This is a genomic window from Micromonospora sagamiensis, from assembly GCF_014680085.1.
In the GTDB taxonomy this organism is placed as follows: Bacteria; Actinomycetota; Actinomycetes; order Mycobacteriales; family Micromonosporaceae; genus Micromonospora; species Micromonospora inyonensis.
The window spans coordinates 5,315,586-5,335,520 of sequence record NZ_AP023438.1 but is presented as its reverse complement, the minus strand read 5'-3'; the positions used below and the strand labels follow the sequence as shown (position 1 = coordinate 5,335,520).

The 19,935-nt window shown below is 72.8% G+C and carries 18 protein-coding genes; 1 reads left to right on the top strand and 17 read right to left on the bottom strand.

Translation table 11 applies throughout. The features are described 5' to 3' along the window. Positions 1-68: 68 nt before the first annotated feature. The 15 genes from IGA62_RS23565 to pyrR all read right to left on the bottom strand — a co-directional run bounded on the left by IGA62_RS23565 (position 69) and on the right by pyrR (position 17,838). Positions 69-1,052, bottom strand: coding sequence for an AAA family ATPase (locus IGA62_RS23565; protein WP_145818818.1), 984 nt, complete (start codon positions 1,050-1,052; stop codon positions 69-71). A 161-nt stretch (positions 1,053-1,213) separates the two neighbouring features. Beyond that, positions 1,214-3,235, bottom strand: a complete 2,022-nt coding sequence (locus tag IGA62_RS23560; protein WP_145818819.1) for a primosomal protein N' — start codon at positions 3,233-3,235, stop codon at positions 1,214-1,216. A gap of 59 nt (positions 3,236-3,294) precedes the next feature. Beyond that, positions 3,295-4,488 carry a methionine adenosyltransferase gene (metK, locus tag IGA62_RS23555; RefSeq protein WP_145818820.1) on the bottom strand — a complete coding sequence of 398 codons (1,194 nt, stop codon included), beginning with the start codon at positions 4,486-4,488 and terminating at the stop codon, positions 3,295-3,297. A 75-nt stretch (positions 4,489-4,563) separates the two neighbouring features. Then, positions 4,564-5,772, bottom strand: coding sequence for a bifunctional phosphopantothenoylcysteine decarboxylase/phosphopantothenate--cysteine ligase CoaBC (gene coaBC, locus IGA62_RS23550; RefSeq protein ID WP_145818821.1), 1,209 nt, complete (start codon positions 5,770-5,772; stop codon positions 4,564-4,566). 12 nt (positions 5,773-5,784) lie between these two features. Further along, entirely contained in the window at positions 5,785-6,048 is a 264-nt protein-coding gene (gene rpoZ / locus IGA62_RS23545; protein ID WP_091462737.1) for a DNA-directed RNA polymerase subunit omega, read from the bottom strand. 49 nt (positions 6,049-6,097) lie between these two features. Continuing rightward, positions 6,098-6,631 carry a guanylate kinase gene (locus tag IGA62_RS23540; RefSeq protein ID WP_145818822.1) on the bottom strand — a complete coding sequence of 178 codons (534 nt, stop codon included), beginning with the start codon at positions 6,629-6,631 and terminating at the stop codon, positions 6,098-6,100. Positions 6,632-6,656: 25 nt separating this feature from the next. Then, positions 6,657-6,974 (bottom strand): integration host factor, actinobacterial type, encoded by a 318-nt coding sequence (gene mihF, locus IGA62_RS23535; protein ID WP_088984943.1) that lies wholly within the window; start codon positions 6,972-6,974, stop codon positions 6,657-6,659. A gap of 149 nt (positions 6,975-7,123) precedes the next feature. Next, on the bottom strand, positions 7,124-7,990 hold the full coding sequence (pyrF, locus tag IGA62_RS23530; protein ID WP_145818823.1) for an orotidine-5'-phosphate decarboxylase: 867 nt from the start codon (positions 7,988-7,990) through the stop codon (positions 7,124-7,126). An 84-nt stretch (positions 7,991-8,074) separates the two neighbouring features. Then, on the bottom strand, positions 8,075-9,349 hold the full coding sequence (locus IGA62_RS23525; RefSeq protein ID WP_145818824.1) for an adenosylmethionine--8-amino-7-oxononanoate transaminase: 1,275 nt from the start codon (positions 9,347-9,349) through the stop codon (positions 8,075-8,077). Between the two features lie 126 nt (positions 9,350-9,475). After that, positions 9,476-10,516: a quinone-dependent dihydroorotate dehydrogenase gene (locus tag IGA62_RS23520; protein WP_145818825.1), complete on the bottom strand. Its 1,041-nt coding sequence runs from the start codon at positions 10,514-10,516 to the stop codon at positions 9,476-9,478. A 25-nt stretch (positions 10,517-10,541) separates the two neighbouring features. Beyond that, complete coding sequence (gene carB / locus IGA62_RS23515; protein ID WP_145818826.1) at positions 10,542-13,889, bottom strand: carbamoyl-phosphate synthase large subunit; 3,348 nt, start codon at positions 13,887-13,889, stop codon at positions 10,542-10,544. Beyond that, positions 13,882-15,057 (bottom strand): glutamine-hydrolyzing carbamoyl-phosphate synthase small subunit, encoded by a 1,176-nt coding sequence (gene carA / locus IGA62_RS23510; RefSeq protein ID WP_145818827.1) that lies wholly within the window; start codon positions 15,055-15,057, stop codon positions 13,882-13,884. The genes carB and carA overlap by 8 nt, the downstream gene beginning before the upstream one ends. Continuing rightward, positions 15,057-16,334, bottom strand: a complete 1,278-nt coding sequence (locus IGA62_RS23505; protein WP_145818828.1) for a dihydroorotase — start codon at positions 16,332-16,334, stop codon at positions 15,057-15,059. The genes carA and IGA62_RS23505 overlap by 1 nt, the downstream gene beginning before the upstream one ends. After that, positions 16,331-17,257 (bottom strand): aspartate carbamoyltransferase catalytic subunit, encoded by a 927-nt coding sequence (locus IGA62_RS23500; RefSeq protein WP_091462746.1) that lies wholly within the window; start codon positions 17,255-17,257, stop codon positions 16,331-16,333. The genes IGA62_RS23505 and IGA62_RS23500 overlap by 4 nt, the downstream gene beginning before the upstream one ends. Next, complete coding sequence (gene pyrR, locus IGA62_RS23495) at positions 17,254-17,838, bottom strand: bifunctional pyr operon transcriptional regulator/uracil phosphoribosyltransferase PyrR (protein ID WP_145818829.1); 585 nt, start codon at positions 17,836-17,838, stop codon at positions 17,254-17,256. Before pyrR ends, IGA62_RS23500 begins: the two co-directional genes overlap by 4 nt. A 288-nt stretch (positions 17,839-18,126) precedes the next feature. On the opposite strand from pyrR, the gene bldD reads away from it, so the two are divergent. Next, the gene (bldD, locus tag IGA62_RS23490) at positions 18,127-18,615 is read left to right on the top strand and encodes a transcriptional regulator BldD (RefSeq protein WP_018253136.1); all 489 of its coding nucleotides are present in this window, start codon (positions 18,127-18,129) and stop codon (positions 18,613-18,615) included. A 112-nt stretch (positions 18,616-18,727) separates the two neighbouring features. Here the strand turns inward: bldD and nusB are convergent, their stop codons facing one another. Together nusB and efp are read right to left on the bottom strand one after the other, a co-directional pair. Continuing rightward, on the bottom strand, positions 18,728-19,138 hold the full coding sequence (gene nusB, locus IGA62_RS23485) for a transcription antitermination factor NusB (protein ID WP_186500300.1): 411 nt from the start codon (positions 19,136-19,138) through the stop codon (positions 18,728-18,730). 23 nt (positions 19,139-19,161) lie between these two features. Further along, a complete protein-coding gene (gene efp / locus IGA62_RS23480) occupies positions 19,162-19,719 on the bottom strand; it encodes an elongation factor P (RefSeq protein ID WP_091462749.1) in 558 nt (185 codons plus the stop codon). Positions 19,720-19,935 lie beyond the last annotated feature (216 nt).

Here is a 19,935-nt window from a genome sequence, read left to right as displayed (position 1 = left end):
CGGGAGATCCATCATGCCCCGATCACCCTCGGCGGCGATAGCGTGACGCGCAGCGAATGCGACTCCGGTCAGTGCCCCACGGCCGGGTCGCCGGCCAGCACCGCGTCGGGAGCCAGCAGGACGTGCTCCGGCAGCGCGAGCTCGATCTTGTGGGCCGCCTCCCAGTCGTGCACCGTGCCGGCCCGGACCTGCCGGGTGAAGTACTCGGCCGCGGTGAGGCCGCCGACGACCGGCTCCTCGGCCTCGGCCACCAGCCGGCCGGGCACCAGGGTGAAGCCGTTCTGGAGCGCGGCGCTGAGCCGGCGGTGACCGTCGACGACGAAGAAGTACTCCCCGGAGTACCCGATGCTCAGCGGCTCCAGCGCCTGGTCACCGGCGGCACCGACCGCCTCGACGAGGTCGCTCTCCCAGAGCCCGCGCAGGTTGTGCACGTCCTCCGTGGGGTAGACCCGGGCCGGGTCGAGCAGCAGCAGCGGCGGGGCGTCGCGGAGCACGTCGGTGGCGAGGCGTCCCTCGTACGCGTCGATGATGTGCGCGATCACCTCGGTCGGAGCGGCCCGGGTGGTGTCACAGACCAGGTCGTAGTTGCGCAGTCGGGCCTTGTCCACGCCGTAGCGGACCAGGAAGCGGTTCCGTTCGCTGTCGCTGCGCTCCTTGAGCCTGGCCTTCGCCTCCTCCAGCGAGGTGTAGCTCTCCGCCGGGCCGGAGGGGCGCAGCAACACACGTCGGGCCGCCTCCCCCGGTTCGGTGATCATGTGCACCTTGAGCGCGTCGGTGAAGAAGTGCCAGGCCAGCCGGGAGTCCATCACCAGCGGCTCGCCGGAGGCGGCGATGTCCCGCTGGAGCTGGTCGACGTAGCCGTCGACGGCCTGGTCCAGCTCGGCGTGCAGGTTGAGCTGGAGCGCGGTCATCTGCCGCTCCTGGGCCATCTGCCGGTAGAGGTCGCCGACGCTGACCCGCCGCATGCCGAGCCGCTCGGCGATCTCGACGGAGACGGTGCTCTTGCCGCTGCCGAGATCACCGTTGAAGACGATCGATTGACGGACGGTCACGACTGATCCACCTCTGATCACCGGCTGGTTGACATCATCGATTCGGCGTCGCCTCGACGCGCTCCGGCCGTCGTCGCGCCGCGCCGGCACGGGCAGTGAGGGGCGATGCTACCACGGGCCCGCCAGGACTTTCCCGGCGAACACCCCCGTACCGGCGGAGGTCAGAACAGCTCCAGCGGATCGACCTGCACCCGCACCGGGTCGGCGGCCTTGCGGGCGGCGCGGACCCCGGCCGCGGCGTGCAGCGCCTCCGCGAGCGCGGACGCCCGCGACCGGGGCACCCGGACCAGCATCCGTTCCCGGTCGTCGTCGGCCGGGACCGGACCGAGCACCTCGGCCTGCTCGGGGAGGCGGGCCTCGGCGAGCAGCTCGGCCACGGCCGGCGCGGTGCCGGTCACGCTGGCCATCCGTACCGCCGGTGGGAATCCCAGTTCCCGCCGCTCGGCCAGCTCCCGCGCGGCGAACCAGGCCGGGTCCCAGCGCAGCAGGGCCTGCACCGGGGCGAGCCCGCCGTCGGCGACCACCACCACCCGTCCGCCGGCCGTCGCCGGCCGGGCCAGCGCCGCCGCGTGGAGCCACCGCCGCAGCGCCTCCTCCCCGGCCCGCAGGTCGGCCCGGGTGAGCAGGGCCCAGGAGTCCAGCAGCAGCACCGCGCCGAAGCCGCCCTCGGCGACCGGCTCGGCACCGGGGGTCGCCACCACCACTGACGCGCCGCCGGGCACCCGGGCGAGCACCTCCTCGCGCCCGGAGGTGCGCACCGGCACCCCGGGAAAGGCGCGGCCCAGTTCCTCGGCGGTCCGTCGGGCGCCGACCACCGCGGCCCGCAGCCGCCGGCCGCCGCACTCGGGGCAGGCGTACGCGGCGCTGACCCGGCCGCACCAGCGGCAGGCCGGCATCCCCCGGGCCGACGGCAGCGCGAGCGGCCCGGCGCAGTGCGGGCACCGCGCCGGGGCCCGGCAGTCGGCGCAGGAGACCGCCGGCAGGTAGCCACGCCGGGGCACCTGGACCAACACCGGGGTGTCGGCCCGCAACGCGTCCCGCGCGGTGGTCCAGGCCAGGCTGGGCAGCCGGGCGGTCGCGGCGGCCGGGTCGCGGGCCAGCTGCGGGTCGTCGCCGGTCGGCGCGACGCCCGGGGTACGCGCCCGGAGGGTGGCCCGGTCCGCGACCACCTCCCGCGCCCAGCCGGTCTCCACCAGCAGTTGCGCCTCGGCGGTCCGGGTGTACCCGCCGACCAGGGCGGCGGCCCCGCCGAGCTGGGCGCGGGTGAGCAGCACCTCGCGGGCGTGCGGGTACGGCGCCCGGGGCTCGGCGTGCAGGTCGTCGCCGTCGTCCCAGATCGCCACCAGACCGAGCCGCTCCACCGGGGCGAACATCGCCGCGCGGGTGCCGATGACCACCGGTACCCGGCCCCGGCGGGCGGCGAGGAAGGCCCGGTAGCGGCGGGCCGGACCGAGGGCGGCGGAGAGCCGGACGTGCCGGTCCGGGCCGAGCACCCCGGTCAGCGCCGCGTCGAGCCGGTCCAGGTCGCGGGCGTCGGCGACCACCGCGACCACGCCGCGTCCGCCGCGCACCGTGGCCGCCGCGGCCTCGGCGATGCGGTCCGGCCAGTCCTCTCCCGGCAGCGCGGACCAGACCGCGCGCGGGGCCCGGCCGTCGGCGAGCGCCCGCAGGAAACCCGGCCCGGCCGGGTACGCGCCCCAGCCGTCCGCACCGACCGGCGGATCGGGGACGACGGGGGGACCCGGCACGGCCGGCACGATGGTCCCGGCCGGGGCTCCGTCGACCGGGGCGCTTTCGGCCCGGGCCGCGTCGGTCGGGACGTCGGCGGTCGGGACGTCGGCGGTCGCGGGCTCGTCGGGCAAGGTCTCCTTCTCGACCCGGGCGTGCCGGGGCGGTACGGCGAGGCGGAGCACGTCGGCGAGGCTGCCGGCGTACCGGTCGGCGACCGCCCGGGCCAGGTCGGCGATCTCGGGGGCCAGCACCGGTTCGGGCGAGACGACCTTCTCCAGGTACGCCAGCCGGCCGGCGTGCCCGGACCGCTCGGCACGTTCCAGCAGCCAGCCGTCGACGAGTTGACCGGCGAAGCGCACCTTGACCCGGGTGCCGGGCACCGCCGACGCGGCCAGTTCGGCGGGGACCAGGTAGTCGAAGGGCCGGTCCAGATGGGCCAGGGGCACGTCCACGCAGACACGAGCGACCGGCGACCCGTCAGCGGGTCGCCGGTCGGTGTGCCTGCTGGGGGTCAGGCTCCTGCGGCCGACTTGAGGTCGGCGGCCCGGTCGGTGCTCTCCCAGGTCAACTCGGGCAGCTCGCGGCCGAAGTGGCCGTAGGCGGCGGTCTGCCGGTAGATCGGGCGGAGCAGGTTCAGGTCCCGGATGATCGCCGCGGGACGCAGGTCGAACACCTCGTTCACGGCCTTCTCGATCCGCTCGACCGGCACGTTCTCCGTCCCGAACGTCTCGATGAACAGACTCACCGGATGCGCCTTACCGATCGCATAGGCGACCTGCGTCTCACACCGTTCCGCGAGGCCGGCGGCGACGACGTTCTTCGCCACCCACCGCATCGCATAGGCGGCGGACCGGTCCACCTTCGACGGGTCCTTACCCGAGAACGCCCCACCACCATGCCGGGCGTACCCACCGTAGGTGTCCACGATGATCTTCCGACCCGTCAGACCGGCGTCACCCATCGGCCCACCGATCTCGAACCGACCCGTCGGGTTCACCAACAACCGGTACCCGTCGGTGTCCAGACCGAGGCCCTCGACCTCCGGCGCGATCACATGCTCCCGCACGTCCGGCGTCAACAACGACTCCAGACTGATGTCCGCCGCGTGCTGCGACGAGACCACCACCGTGTTCAGACGGACCGGACGCAGACCCTCGTACTCGATGGTCACCTGCGTCTTACCATCCGGCCGCAGATACGGGATCGTCCCGTCCTTCCGCACCGCCGACAACCGCCGGGCGAGGCGGTGGGCGAGGGCGATCGGCAGCGGCATCAGCTCCGGCGTCTCCGAACACGCGAACCCGAACATCATCCCCTGGTCACCGGCACCCTGCGCATCCAACGCAGACTCCGACGACCCCGTCCGCAACTCGAACGCGTTGTCCACACCCTGCGCGATGTCCGGCGACTGCGCCCCGATCGACACACTCACCCCACACGACGCCCCGTCGAACCCCTTACGCGACGAGTCGTACCCGATCCCCAGGATCGTCTCCCGCACGATCGACGGGATATCCGCATACGCCTTCGTGGTCACCTCACCCGCGACGTGCACCTGCCCCGTCGTGATCAACGTCTCCACCGCGACCCGCGAACGCGGATCCTGACTCAACAACGCATCCAGAATCCCATCACTGATCTGATCAGCGATCTTGTCCGGGTGGCCCTCCGTGACCGACTCGGACGTGAACAGGCGGCGTGTCACGGCACTCCTAAGATGTGAAGGGTCGTTCCGCGGCAGTGTAGTCACTACCGCCCGGCCGTGTGGGTGCTCTCCGGGTCAGGCAGGGGTGGTGAGACGGGGCACCACGAGGTCCCAGACGTCGTCGGCCAGGTCTTCCTTCGTCCGTTCCGGAATCACCCGGGTCGAACCGTCCGCGCCGATGACGGTCGCCGCGTTCGTCTCGGCACCGAAGACCTTGTCCACGCCGACCTCGTTGATCACGATGAGGTCCGCCCGCTTGCGGGCGAGCTTCGCCCGCCCGTTGGCCTCCGCGTCACCGGTCTCGGCCGCGAACACCACCAGCACCTGTCCCGGCCGGCGACGCCCACCCAGCTCCGCGGCGATGTCCGGGTTCGTCACCAGCTCGATGGTGGGCGCGCCGCCGTCCTCCGACTTCTTGATTTTGCCAGGCGCGTAGGTCGCCGGACGGAAATCGGCCGGAGCCGCCGCCATCACCACCACGTCGGCCGTCTCGGCCGCCGCCAGGGTGGCCGTGCGCAGCTCCTCGGTGGTGCCGACGCGGACCAGGTCCACCCCGGCGGGATCGGGCAGCGAGACGTTGGCGGCGATCAGTGTCACCCGGGCCCCCCGGGCGACCGCGGCGCGCGCGAAGGCGTACCCCTGTTTACCGGAGGACCGGTTGCCGAGGAAGCGCACCGGGTCGAGTGGTTCCCGGGTGCCGCCGGCGGTCACCACCACCCGGCGTCCGGCCAGGTCGACGGGGGCGTCGGGGCCCCGGCGCAGCGCGCGCCGCGCCACCGCGAAGATCTCCGCCGGGTCGGGGAGGCGGCCCTTGCCGCTGTCCGCGCCGGTCAGCCGGCCGACCGCCGGCTCGATCACCAGGACGCCCCGGGCCCGCAGGGTGGCCACGTTCGCCACGGTGGCCGGGTGCTCCCACATCTCGGTGTGCATCGCTGGCGCGAGCACCACCGGGCAGCGGGCGGTCAGCAGGGTGTTGGTGAGGAGGTCGTCGGCGAGCCCGTGGGCCGCCTTGGCCAGCAGGTCGGCGGTGGTCGGTGCGACCACGACCAGGTCGGCCCGCTGACCGAGCCGGACGTGCGGCACCTCGTGCACGTCGGTCCAGACGTCGTCGGCCACCGGTTGACCGGAGAGTGCCGCCCAGGTCGGCGCTCCGACGAAGCGGAGAGCCGACGCGGTCGGCACGACCCGGACCCGGTGGCCCGACTCGGTGAAGAGCCTCAGCAGCTCACATGCCTTGTAGGCGGCGATGCCGCCGCCGACCCCGAGGACGATCCCGGCGGACATCGGCGGGGTGGGTTACGGCTGGTCGGTCGGCTCGGCGGTGAGCAGACCGGCGTTGATCTCGCGCATCGCGATCGAGAGGGGCTTCTCCTGCGGGGTGGTCTCCACGAGCGGGCCGACGTACTCCAGCAGGCCCTCACCGAGCTGGCTGTAGTAGGCGTTGACCTGGCGGGCGCGCTTGGCGGCGAAGATCACCAGCGCGTACTTCGAGGAGGTCTTCTCCAGCAGCTCGTCGATCGGCGGGTTGGTGATGCCCTCGGGGTTGGCGATGGATCCCACGAATTTGAACCTCTGCGTCTGATTGGACCGGCCGCGGCGCGGCGGGCGGTCAACCGCGCGGTCGCGGCTGGACCGGTGCCGGAAAGGACGAACCGAGCAATCCTACCAGCTCGGCCGTGACCCGTTCGAGCAGGTCGTGCCGGAGGGTCAGCTCGAACGCGGCTGCGGTCCGCGCGTCGGGACGGAAGCCGGGCGGGGCCAGCAGTACCAGTCGGGCGTCCGGTTCGACCTCGCGGACGCGCAGCGCGCCGTCCGGGTCGATCGGGAGGAGGACCGGACGCCCGGCGAGGAGCCGGGCCCGTACCGGGCGGTGCGGTGTCCCCCGCCGGTACGGTCCGACCCGGCTCCACTCGAGCAGTCGCCCCTCGGCGACCAGGCGCTCGAATCCAGCCGGGTCCAGGAAGATCCGGTCCACCCCGTGCACTTCGTGCCCGCGTCGCGGCCGGGTGGTGGCCGGTACGGGCGTCCACGTCGCCGGGAAACGCGCCCGGACCGCCTCGACCACACTGGCCCGACCGGCCCCGGAGGGGCTGGCCAGGACAGTGAGCCGAGCCGCCGGGCGCGTCTCGTCAGCCGTGCTCACCGCTTGTTTGTACCCGAATCACGGGTCAGTTCCCGGCGAACTCTCCAAGCAGAGCCTTGCGCTGCTGGTCACCGAGGCCACGCAGCCGGCGGCTGTCGGCGATCTTGAGCTTCTCCATGATCTGGGTCGCCCGGATCTTGCCGATGCCCGGCATGGCCTGGAGGACGGCCGAGACCTTCAGCTTGCCCACGACGTCGTCGGCCTCAGCCCGCTCGAGGACGGAGGCGAGGGTGGTCTTGCCCTGCTTGAGCTGCTCCTTCAGCTCAGCACGGGCCTTGCGGATCTCCGCGGCCTTCTCCAGCGCGGCCGCGCGCTGCTCAGGGGTAAGTGACGGGAGCGGCACCAGTTCTCCTCAGGTCCCTATCGCGGCGGGCGGGACGCACCGCCGCTTCTGTGAAACGTGGTGTCGCTGGGCACCAAAGGGGTCAGTGGTTCCCAGCGCCGGGAAAACTAGCGGTCAGCGGAGCTTTCGGCAACGTGGACGCGCGCCCGTCACCCCGTGGTGACCGACCCGTCAGTCAGTTTCCCCGCGTCGAGGACCCGTCGACAGTCGGTCAGAACCTGTTCGGTCGCCGCCCGCAGCGCGGCCGGATCGGGACCGGCGGAGAGCACCTGGCGCGAGTACGACGGAAGTACCGCGGAGAGTGCGGAACCGAAGACGGTACGCAGATCCGCCGCCGTGCCGCCCTGCGCGCCGAGCCCCGGAGCGAGCAGCGGACCGCCCACCCGGGAGAGGTCGTGACCGGTGTCGCCGACCGTCGCCCCGACCACCAGACCGACGCTGCCGAGCGGCTCCGCACCGGCGTTGAGCTGGGAAATCTCATCGATGACGGCCTGCGCGACGGTTCGCCCGTCGGCGCCCCGCGCGCGCTGCACCGCACTGCCCTCCGGGTTGGAGGTCAGCGCCAGCACGAAGACGCCGCCACCGTGCCGGGCCGCCGTGTCGAACATCGGGGCCAGCGAACCTACTCCCAGGTAGGGGCTCGCCGTCACGGCGTCGACATACAGCGGACTGGATGGATTGAGGTACGCGTCGGCGTACGCGGCGACGGTCGACCCGATGTCGCCACGCTTGACGTCGAGAAGAACGAGCGCGCCGGCTTCCCGCAACTGTCGGATAGTTGACTCAAGCACGGCCACGCCCCGGGAGCCGTACCGCTCGAAGAAGGCCGACTGGGGCTTGACCACCGCAACCCGGTCACCGAGGGCTTCCGTGACGGTCCGGGTGAACCGGTCAAGGCCCGAGACGTCGTCCGGCAGGCCCCAGCGGGCCAGCAGTCCCGGGTGCGGGTCGATTCCCACACAGAGCGGCCCGCGTTCCCGCATCGCCCGGTGCAGCCGGGCTCCGAAGCTCTCCATCTGCTCTCTCTCCCTCTCGTGTGCCGCCCCGCGGCCACCCACCGGGCCGTCGGGGCCTCCGGTGTCCACCGGGGACGGTGGGCGTCAGCCCGCCGCCACCGCGGCGGCGATACCCGCGGTTATCCGGACCAGGTCCGCGTCGTCGGTCAGGTAGGGCGGCATGGTGTAGACCAGGTCGCGGAACGGCCGCAGCCAGACCCCCTCGGCGACCGCTGCCGCGGTCGCCGCCGGCAGGTCCACCTCGTGGTCGAGCTGCACCACGCCGATCGCGCCGAGCACCCGGACGTCCCGCACCCCGACCGCGCCCCGCAACGGCGCCAGACCGCTCCGTAACGCCCGTTCCACCCTGGACACCTCGGCGGCCCAGTCTCCGGCCCGCAGCAGCCCGATGGAGGCGTTCGCGACGGCACAGGCGAGCGGGTTGCCCATGAACGTCGGGCCGTGCGCCAGCACCCCGTCGGCGGAGATGCCCCGGGCGATCTCGGCGGTGCAGAGCGCGGCGGCCAGGCTCAGGTAGCCGCCGGTGAGCGCCTTGCCCACGCAGAGCACGTCCGGGGCGATCCCGGCGTGCTCGGCGGCGAACATCGTCCCGGTCCGGCCGAAACCGGTGGCGATCTCGTCGACTACGAGCAGGACCCCGTGGGCGCGGGTCACCTCGCGCAGCACCCGCAGGTAGTGCGGGTGGTGGAAACGCATCCCGCCGGCCCCCTGCACCACCGGCTCGACGATCACCGCCGCCAGCTCGTGCGCGTGCCGCTCGACCGCGTCGACCAGCGCCGCCTCGTACGCCGGGTCGACCGGGCCGTCGAAGCCGCCGGGCGGGGCCGGGGCGAAGACCTGACGGGGCAGCACGTCGGTCCAGAGATGGTGCATGCCCCCCTCCGGGTCGCAGACGCTCATCGGGTGGAAGGTGTCCCCGTGGTAGCCGCCCCGCCAGGTGCCGAGCCGGTGCCGTTCCGGCCGGCCGGTGGCCCGCTGGTACTGCAGGCACATCTTGACCGCGACCTCGACGGCGACCGATCCGGAGTCGCAGAGGAAGACCCGTTCCAGGCCGGGTGGGGCCAGTTCCACCAGGGTGCGCGCCAGACGGACGGCCGGCTCGTGGGTCAGCCCGCCGAACATCACGTGGCTCATCCGGCCGAGCTGGTCGACCACCGCCGCGTCGAGCACCGGGTGCCGGTAGCCGTGGATGGCCGCCCACCAGGACGACATCCCGTCGACCAGCTCCCGCCCGTCGGCCAGGCGCAGCCGCACCCCCCGGGCGCTCTCCACCACGTACGGCGGCACGGCCGGCGGCAGCGGGGCGTACGGGTGCCACACGTGTTCCCGGTCCCCCGCCAGGATCTCCTCGGGCGTCACGGCCCTGTCCGCCTCTCCGGCTTCTCGCCTCGTGCCCCCGCCGGTGGATCCACCGGCACTCGTCGTCCTGTCGGTCCACCTCGCAGGGCCCCGGACCACCCGCCCGGCGAGGTGGTCGGCACGCGGCTAGACCATCCGGGCCGCGCCGCGGTCCGCCCGGGCGACGGCCCGGACGGCGGCGCGCACCAGGGCCGGGCCGCGGTAGATGAAGCCCGTGTAGAGCTGCACCAGGCTCGCCCCCGCGTCGACCATCCGGGCCGCGTCGTCCGGATCGACGATTCCGCCCACCCCGATCACCGGCAGCCGGCCCCCGGTCTCCCGGTGCACGAAGGCGACCACCTCGCGGGCCCGGGCGGCGAGCGGACGGCCGGAGAGCCCACCGGTCTCCGCCCCCCGGGCCCGGTCGCCCGGAGCCAGCCCGTCGCGGGCCAGCGTGGTGTTGGTGGCGATCACCCCGGCCGCGCCCCGGTCGAGGCAGACCTCCAGCAGTTCGGCGACGGCCGGGTCGGTCAGGTCCGGCGCGATCTTCACCAGCACCGGCTTCTCCCCCACCAGGGCGGCGAGCAGCCCGTCGAGGTGCTCCCGGTCCTGGAGGGCGCGCAGTCCGGGGGTGTTCGGCGAGGAGACGTTGACCGCGAAGTAGTCGCCGTGGTCCCGCAACGCCCGGTAGGAGGTGAGGTAGTCCTCCACCGCCTCCGCCAGCGGGGTCACCTTGGACTTGCCGAGCGAGATGCCCAGCGGTACGCCGAGCGGGCGGGGCAGCGCGGCCAGGCGGGCGGCGAGCGCCCCGGCCCCGGCGTTGTTGAAGCCCATCCGGTTGACCACGGCCTCGCTGTCGCGCAGCCGGAACAGCCGGGGCCGGGGGTTGCCCGGCTGCGGGCGCGCGGTCACCGTGCCGACCTCGACGAACCCGAAGCCCAGCGCCGGCCAGGCCGGCAGCGCCACCCCGTTCTTGTCCATGCCGGCGGCCAGCCCGACCGGGTTCGGGAACCGGACGCCGAAGACGGTGCGCGGCGCGGACACCGCGTACCGCGACCGCACCCCGGCGAGCAGGGTCGGTCGCCCGGACAGCGCGGCGAGCCGCCGCAACGTCCACTCGTGCGCCGTCTCGGCGTCGCCGCCCCCGATCCGGAACAGCCCCGGCCGCACCACCCGCTCGAACATCACGCGGTCGCCTCCCGCCGGCCGGCGGTCATTCCGCGGCCCGCAGGGCGGCGTGGAGTTCCTGGAGGGGACGGACGGTCATGTCGCCCCGGATCCGCGCCTCGATGCCCATCACGGCCGCGGCCGCGCCGGGGACGGTCGTGATGCAGGGGATGTCGGCGGTGACCGCCGCGCTGCGGATCTCGTACCCGTCGGAGCGGGCGCTCGCCCCGGAGCCCTGCGGCGTGTTGATCACCAACGCCACCTCGCCGCCCAGGATCAGCGACACCGCGTCCTCCCCGGCACCGGCCTCGTAGTGCTTGCGGATCTGCTCGCACGCGATGCCGTACCGGCGCAGCACCTCGGCCGTGCCGGTGGTGGCCAGGATCTCGAAGCCCAGGTCGGCCAGGCGCTTCACCGGGAAGATCATCCCGCGCTTGTCCCGGTTCGCCACCGAGACGAAGATCCGGCCGGAGGTGGGCAGCGAGCCGTACGCGGCGGACTGGCTCTTGGCGAAGGCGTGCCCGAACGAGGTGTCGATGCCCATCACCTCGCCGGTGGACTTCATCTCCGGACCGAGCAGCGAGTCCACGCCCTTCCCGGTGGGGGTGCGGAACCGCTTGAACGGCAGCACCGCCTCCTTCACCGCGATCGGGGCGTCCGGCGGCAGCGTGCCCCCGTCACCGGAGGCCGGCAGCAGGCCCTCGGCGCGCAGTTCCGCGATGGTCGCCCCGAGCGCGATGCGGGCCGCCGCCTTGGCCAGCGGCACCGCCGTGGCCTTGGACACGAACGGCACGGTCCGCGAGGCGCGCGGGTTCGCCTCCAGGACGTAGAGCACGTCGTCCTTGAGGGCGTACTGCACGTTGAGCAGGCCCCGCACCCCGACACCCCGCGCGATCGCCTCGGTGTACCGGCGGACCTGCGCCACGTGCGAACCGGCCAGGGTGATCGGCGGCAGCGCGCAGGACGAGTCGCCGGAGTGGATGCCGGCCTCCTCGATGTGCTCCATCACGCCGCCGAGGTAGACCTCACCGTCGGCGTCGCAGAGCGCGTCCACGTCGATCTCGATCGCGTCGTCGAGGAAGCGGTCCACCAGGACCGGGTGGTCCGGGGAGATGTCGGTGGCCCGGCCGATGTAGTCGCGCAGCGTCGGGTCGTCGTAGACGATCTCCATGCCCCGCCCGCCGAGCACGTACGATGGCCGGACCAGCACCGGGTAGCCGATCTCGTCGGCGATCGCCTTCGCCTCCTCGTACGAGGTGGCGGTGCCGTGCGCGGGCGCGCGCAGGCCGGCCCGGGCCAGCACCGCGCCGAACGCGCCCCGCTCCTCGGCGAGGTGGATGGACTCCGGGGAGGTGCCGACCACCGGCACTCCGGCGTTCTTGAGCCGCTGCGCCAGCCCCAGCGGGGTCTGCCCGCCGAGCTGGACGACCACGCCGACCACACCCGGCCCGCCGGCCGCCCGCCCGGAGGTGTCCTCGGCGTGCCACACCTCCAGCACGTCCTCGAAGGTGAGCGGCTCGAAGTAGAGCCGGTCGGCGGTGTCGTAGTCGGTGGAGACGGTCTCCGGGTTGCAGTTGACCATGACCGTCTCGTAACCGGCCGCCCGCAGCGCCATCACCGCGTGCACGCAGGAGTAGTCGAACTCGATGCCCTGGCCGATCCGGTTCGGCCCGGAGCCCAGGATCAGCACCTTCGGCCGGTCCGAGCCGACCACCTCGGTCTCGGAGTCGTAGGAGGAGTAGTGGTACGGCGTGGTCGCGGCGAACTCGGCCGCGCAGGTGTCCACGGTCTTGTAGACCGGCCGGACGTCGAGGCGGTGCCGCAGGGTGCGTACGCCGTCCTCGGCGGCCAGTTCGGGCCGGAGCGCGGCGAGCTGTCGGTCGGAGAGCCCGGCCCGCTTGGCCCGGCGCAGCAGGTCCCCCTCGAGCACCGGAGCGGCGACGATCTCGGCGCGCAGCTCGACCAGGGCGCAGATCTGGTCCAGGAACCACGGGTCGATGCCACCGGAGGCCGTCGTGACCTCGGCGATCGACGCGCCGAGGCGCAGCGCCCGCTCGACGGTGTAGAGCCGCCCGTCGTGCGGCATCCGCAACGCGGCGAGGGTGTTCTCCTTCGTCGCGTCGGCCGGGTCGGGCAGGGTCCAGAACCCGGCTTCCTTCGTCTCCATCGAGCGCATCGCCTTGTTCAGCGCCTCGGTGAAGTTCCGGCCCAGGCTCATCGCCTCGCCGACCGACTTCATCGTGGTGGTCAACTCCCGGTCCGCGCCGGGGAACTTCTCGAAGGCGAACCGGGGGATCTTCACCACGACGTAGTCGAGGGCCGGCTCGAACGCCGCCGGGGTCTTGCGCGTGATGTCGTTGGGGATCTCGTCCAGGGTGTAGCCGATGGCGAGCTTCGCGGCGATCTTCGCGATCGGGAAACCGGTCGCCTTGGAGGCGAGCGCGGACGACCGGGACACCCGGGGGTTCATCTCGATGACGACGATCCGCCCGTCGGCCGGGTTCACCGCGAACTGGATGTTGCAGCCGCCGGTGTCCACGCCGACCTCGCGCAGCACCGCGATGCCGAGGTCACGCAGGCGCTGGTACTCCCGGTCGGTCAGGGTCATCGCCGGGGCGACGGTGACGCTGTCGCCGGTGTGCACGCCCATCGGGTCGACGTTCTCGATCGAGCAGACCACCACCACGTTGTCGTGCCGGTCCCGCATCAGTTCGAGTTCGTACTCCTTCCAGCCGAGCACGCTCTCCTCGATGAGCACCTCGTGCACCGGGCTGGCGGCCAGCCCGCTCCCGGCGATGCGCTCCAGGTCCTCGTCGGTGTGCGCCATGCCGGAGCCGAGGCCGCCCATGGTGAACGACGGCCGGATCACCACCGGCAGGCCCAGCTCGGCGGCGGTGTCCCGGACCTCGTCCATCGAGTGGCAGACCCGCGAGCGGGGCACCAGCGCGGACGGGTCGGCGAAGCCGAGGCGAACCCCGGCCTTGGCGACGATGTCCTTGAACAGCTGCCGGTCCTCACCGCGCCGGATCGCCTCGATGTTCGCGCCGATCAGCTCGACGCCGTACTTGTCCAGGACACCCGCCTCGTGCAGGGCCACCGCGGTGTTCAGCGCGGTCTGCCCGCCCAGGGTGGGCAGCAGGGCGTCCGGCCGCTCCTTGGCGATGACCAGCTCCACGAACTCCGCCGTGATCGGCTCGACGTAGGTGGCGTCGGCGAACTCCGGGTCGGTCATGATGGTCGCCGGGTTGGAGTTGACCAGGCTGACCCGGATCCCCTCACCGCGCAGCACCCGGCAGGCCTGGGTGCCGGAGTAGTCGAACTCGCAGGCCTGGCCGATGACGATCGGCCCGGAGCCGATCACCAGGATGTGCTTGAGGTCGGTCCGCTTAGGCATTCTGCCCGCCTCCACTGTGCTTCCGGTCGGAGCCGCGGCCCTCGATCAGTTCGGCGAAGCGGTCGAAGAGGTAGTCCGCGTCGTGCGGACCGGCCGCCGCCTCCGGGTGGTACTGGACGGTGAACGCGGGCACGTCCTTCGCCCGCAGGCCCTCGACCACGTTGTCGTTGAGGCAGACGTGACTGACCTCGACACCACCGAACTCGGTGTCGACGATCCGGTCCGGGACCACGGCCCCCGGCTCGGCTCCGGGGAACTGCACCGCGAAGCCGTGGTTGTGGCTGGTCACCTCGACCTTGCCGGTGGCCCGGTCCAGCACCGGCTGGTTGATGCCCCGGTGGCCGTACCCGAGCTTGTAGGTGCCGAACCCGAGCGCCCGGCCGAGCAGCTGACTGCCGAAGCAGATGCCGAACAGGGGCACCCGGCGGCGCAGCACCTCGCGGGCCAGGGCCACCGGGACGTCGGCGGTGGCCGGGTCGCCGGGGCCGGGCGAGAGGAAGACCGCGTCCGCGCCGGTGGCCAGCACCTCCTCGATGGTCGAGGAGGCCGGCAGCACGTGGGTGGTGACACCCCGCGCGGCGAGCCGGCGCGGCACGTTGCGCTTGATGCCCAGGTCGAGCGCGGCGACGGTGAACCGGTGCTCGCCCTCCGCCGGGACCACGTACGGCTCGGCGGTGGTCACCTCGGCGGAGAGGTCCGCGCCGACCATCGGCGGCGTCTGGCGGACCCGGGCCAGCAGGGCACGCGGGTCGTCGGAGACACTGGAGACGCCGACCCGCATCGCGCCGCGCTCGCGCAGGTGCCGGGTGAGCGCCCGGGTGTCCACCCCGCTGATGCCGACCACGCCCTCGGCTTCCAGGCGCTCCTCCAGACCGCCGGTGGCCCGCCAGTTCGACCCGATCCGGGCCGGGTCGCGGACCACGTACCCGGCGACCCAGATCCGGCCCGACTCGTCGTCGTCGCCGTTGACCCCGGTGTTGCCGATGTGCGGGGCGGTCTGCACCACCACCTGCCGGTGGTAGGAGGGATCGGTCAGGGTCTCCTGGTAGCCGGTCATGCCGGTGGTGAAGACCGCCTCGCCGAAGGTCTCCCCGACGCTGCCGTAGGCCTCCCCGTGGAACGTGCGCCCATCCTCGAGGACCAGGATCGCGGGCCTGCGCTGGGACATCATTTGACAGCCTTTCCGTCCAGGACCGTCGGCTCGCCGCGCAGGAAGGTCGCCACGATGCGACCCGGCAGCGTCATGCGGGCGTACGGGGTGTTGCGACTACGGCTGGCCAGGTCCGCCGGCTCGATCACGCGTCGGGCGGCCGGGTCGACCAGGGTGAGGTTCGCCGGCACGCCCGCTGCCGGGTCGAGACCGTGGCCGTCCAGGCCGGCGATGCGCGCCGGGGTGCGGGACATCCGCTCGGCGATCAGGTCCCACTCCGGGCCGAGCACCTCCAGGACGATCGAGAGCGCCGTCTCCAGCCCGAGCATCCCGGGTCGGGCGTACGCCCACTCGCACTCCTTGTCCTCCACCGCGTGCGGGGCGTGGTCGGTGGCGACGATGTCGATCACGCCCTCGACCAGGGCCGCCCGCAGGGCGGCGATGTCGGTGGCGGTGCGCAGCGGCGGGTTGACCTTGTAGACCGGGTCGTACGTCTCGGCGCGGGCGTCGGTGAGCAGCAGGTGGTGCGGGGTCACCTCGGCGGTGACCCGGACCCCGCGCGCCTTGGCCTGGCGCAGCACCTCGACGCTGCCGGCCGTCGAGACGTGGCAGACGTGCAGCCGACCGCCGACGTGCTCGGTGAGCAGCACGTCCCGGGCGATGATCGCCTCCTCGGCGACCGCCGGCCAGCCGGTCAGCCCGAGCCTCGTTGCGACCTCACCCTCGTGCATCTGGGCGCCCTCGGTGAGCCGGGGCTCCTCGGCGTGCTGGGCGATGATCCCGTCGAACGCCTTGACGTACTCCAGCGCCCGGCGCATCAGCTTCGGATCCGCGACGCAGTGCCCGTCGTCGGAGAAGATCCGCACCCGGGCCGCCGAGTCGGCCATCGCGCCCAGCTCGGCCAGGCGCTCGCCGGCCAGGCCGACGGTGACCGCGCCGATCGGCTGGACGTCGACCAGCCCGGCCTCCCGGCCGAGTCGCCAGACCTGCTCGACCACGCCGGCGGTGTCGGCGACCGGGGAGGTGTTCGCCATCGCGCAGACCGCGGTGTACCCGCCGAGGGCTGCCGCACGGGAGCCGGTCTCGACCGTCTCGGCGTCCTCCCGGCCCGGCTCGCGCAGGTGGGTGTGCAGGTCGACCAGTCCGGGGAGGGCGACCAGGCCGTCGGCGTCGAGCACGGTGGCGCCCGGCGCGTCCAGGCCCCGGCCGGTCTCCGCCACGACGCCGTCGCGCACCAGCAGGTCGGTGGGGGCGCCGCCGACGACGCTGACCCCCTTGATCAGGTACGTGGTCACTGGTTGTTCCCCCCGAGCAGCAGGTAGAGGACGGCCATCCGGACGGAGACCCCGTTGGTGACCTGTTCGACGATGGTGGAGCGGGGTGAGTCGGCCACCTCGGGCGTGATCTCCATGCCCCGGTTCATCGGGCCGGGGTGCATGACGATCGCGTGCTCCGGCAGGCGGCGCATGCGGGGGCCGTCGAGGCCGTAGCGGCGGGCGTACTCGCGGGCCGAGGGGAAGTAGGAGTCGGTCATCCGCTCCCGCTGCACCCGCAGCATCATCACCACGTCCGCCCCGGGCAGCACGGCGTCGAGGTCGTACGAGACGTCGGTGCCGGGCGCGAGGGCCGCCGCGATGTCCACCGGGATGAGGGTGGGCGGCCCGACCAGGGTCACCTTCGCGCCGAGGGTGGACAGCAGCAGGACGTTGGAGCGGGCCACCCGGCTGTGCAGCACGTCCCCGACCACGGCGACGTGCAGGCCGGCGATCCGACCCAGCCGGGAGCGCATCGTGTACGCGTCCAGCAGCGCCTGGGTGGGGTGCTCATGGGTGCCGTCCCCGGCGTTGACCACACTGCCGTCGACCCAGTTCGCCAGCCGGTGCGGGGCGCCGGAGGCCGGGTGGCGGACCACCACCGCGTCGGCCCCCATCGCCTGGAGGGTGAGGGCGGTGTCCTTCAGGCTCTCGCCCTTGGCGACGCTGGACCCCTTCGCCGAGAAGTTGATCACATCGGCGCTGAGCCGCTTCGCCGCGGCCTCGAAGGAGATCCGGGTCCGGGTGGAATCCTCGTAGAAGAGGTTGACCACGGTCCGGCCACGCAGGGCCGGCAGTTTCTTGACCTCCCGCCCGGCCACGGTGGCCATCTGGGCGGCGGTGTCCAGGACCAGGGTGGCGGTGGACGCGTCCAGGTCCGCGCCGGAGAGCAGGTGCCGGATCATGAGGGGGTACCCCCGTAGAGCTTGACCTCGTCGGTGCCGTCCACCTCGGCGAGGGTGACCCGGACGCTCTCGGCGAGCGCGGTCGGGATGTTCTTGCCGACGTAGTCGGCCCGGATGGGCAGTTGGCGGTGTCCCCGGTCGACCAGGACGGCGAGTTGCACGGAGGCGGGGCGGCCGACGTCGTTGAGCGCGTCCAGGGCGGCCCGGACGGTGCGGCCGGAGAAGAGCACGTCGTCGACGAGGACGACCCGCTTGCCGTCGATGCCGCCGGGCGGCACCTCGGTCGGGCCCACCGCCCGGACGGCGTGCCGGCGCAGGTCGTCGCGGTAGAGGGTGATGTCGAGCACGCCGACCGGTACGGCGACGTCCTCGAAGGCACTGATCCGGGCGGCGAGCCGGCGGGCCAACGGTGCGCCCCGGGTCGGGATGCCGAGCAGGACGGTGTCGGCGGCGCCCTGGGTCTTCTCCAGGATCTGGTGGGCGATGCGGTCGACCACGCGCTGCACGTCAGCGCTGGCGAGGATCACCTTTACCGAGGGTTGCCTCGGCACCGGGGATCGAGCAGCCGACGGGTAGGCCACGGCGGACCTCCTTCCCCGCCTCACGGGACGGGTCGTTAAAGGACGTCTGACTCCCCCGACACCGGCCGCGAACGGCCCCGACCGGGGGCTTCAGGCCACGTTACCAGTGGTCACCGCCGCCCCGGTCGGGCGGCTGCTGATTGGCAGATCAGTCCCGAAATATGGATGGATCGCCCCCGCGTTGCCAACAGGTGTGTCACGAGCACTTGACCACGTGTCGCAATCCCCGTACCGTCACGCTCCGTAGCGATAGCTGGGAGAACCCCGAGCAGCACTGGGAGTGTCCGAATGCCCTCTGAATACGCCAAGTCGCTGGGCGCCCGCCTGCGCTCCATCCGCCAGCAGCAGGGCCTGTCCCTGCAGGGCGTGGAGGAGAAGTCCAACGGCCGGTGGAAGGCCGTCGTGGTCGGGTCGTACGAGCGTGGTGACCGGGCCGTCACCGTGTCCCGCCTGGCGGAGCTGGCCGACTTCTACCGCGTACCCGTCTCCGAGCTGCTGCCCGACGGCAGCGGCGTCCGGCACGAGCCGACCAGCAAGATCGTGCTGGACCTGGAGCGGCTCTACGACGAGGCGTCGGAGGAGTTGGCGTACGTGGCCCGGTACGCCCGCGCCATCCAGCAGCAGCGCGGTGACTACAACGGCCGCGTGCTCTCGATCCGCGCCGACGACCTGCGGGCCCTGGCCATCGTCTACGATGCCTCGCCCTCCGGGCTGATCGAGCGGCTCAACGAGCACGGTGTGCTGGTCGCCGACCCCCGGGCGTTCTTCGCGTCCTGACAACCGCATCGCGCCCGAGGGGCCCGCGCCGGTCGGCGTGGGCCCCTCGGGCTCGTACGGGGTGCGCGACGCCCCGGCGAAACGGCGCGGCGCGGACGGGCTGCCGCGCGGTTCAGCGGCTGGCGTAGTCGGCGATCCGGCCGAGGAGGCCGTTGAGGAAGCGCGGCGAGTCGTCGGTCGACATCTGTCGGGCCAGCTCGACGGCCTCGCTGATGGCCACCGCGTCGTCGATGTCGTCGTGGTAGAGCAGCTCGCAGACGGCGATCCGGGCGAGGTTGCGATCGATCACCGGCATCCGCTCCAGCGTCCACCCCTCGGCGTAGCTGGCGATCAGCTCGTCGATCCGGTCGAGGTGCGCCGCCACCCCCTCGACCAGGCTGACGGCGTAGCCGAGGTGCTCCGGGCGCGGCTTCTCGATCCGCTCGATGTAGCCGGCGAGCACCTCCACCGGCGGCCGGCCACGCAGGTCGGCCTCGTAGAGCACGTCCAGTGCCCGCTTACGCGCCTTCCGGCGCGCGGGCATCTGCTGCTTGGGAGCCTCGGCCATCAGGCGCGGCCGAGGTAACGGCCGTCTCGGGTGTCCACCTTGATTTTCTCGCCGGTGGTGATGAAGAGCGGCACCTGCACGGTCGCGCCGGTCTCGACGGTGGCCGGCTTGTTGCCGCCGGTGGAGCGGTCGCCCTGCAGGCCCGGCTCGGTGTAGGTGACCTCGAGCACGACGCTGGTCGCCAGCTCGACGTAGAGCGGCACACCCTCGTGGGTGGCCACGATCGCCTCCGCCTCGGGGAGGAGGTAGTTCGCCGCGTCGCCCACGGTCGCACCGGGGACGGTGATCTGGTCGAACGTCTCCAGGTCCATGAAGACGTAGTCCTCGCCGTCGGCGTAGAGGTACTGCATGGTGCGCTTGTCGACGGTCGCGGTCTCGACCTTGGTGCCCGCGTTGAAGGTCTTGTCGACGACCTTGCCGGAGAGCACGTTCTTCAGCGTGGTGCGGACGAAGGCCCCGCCCTTGCCGGGCTTGACGTGCTGGAACTCCACGACAGCCCAGAGCCCCCCGTCGAGGTTGAGTACCAGGCCGTTCTTGAGGTCGTTGGTGGTGGCCATTTCCTGCCTTGATCATCAATTGGCGGACGGACCTGGCAAGTCTACTAGCTGCGCCGGAGAGCGCCCGTCGCCGTCCGGGCCGATCCGTCGACGCGATCCGCCCCCCTCATGGCCGGTCACTCTCCGACGTCGACAACGTCCCGCCGATGTCACCGGGTCGACGCTTTGCTCGGCACCCCGGGACGCGACAGCCACACAGAGCGAGGGGCCCGGCGA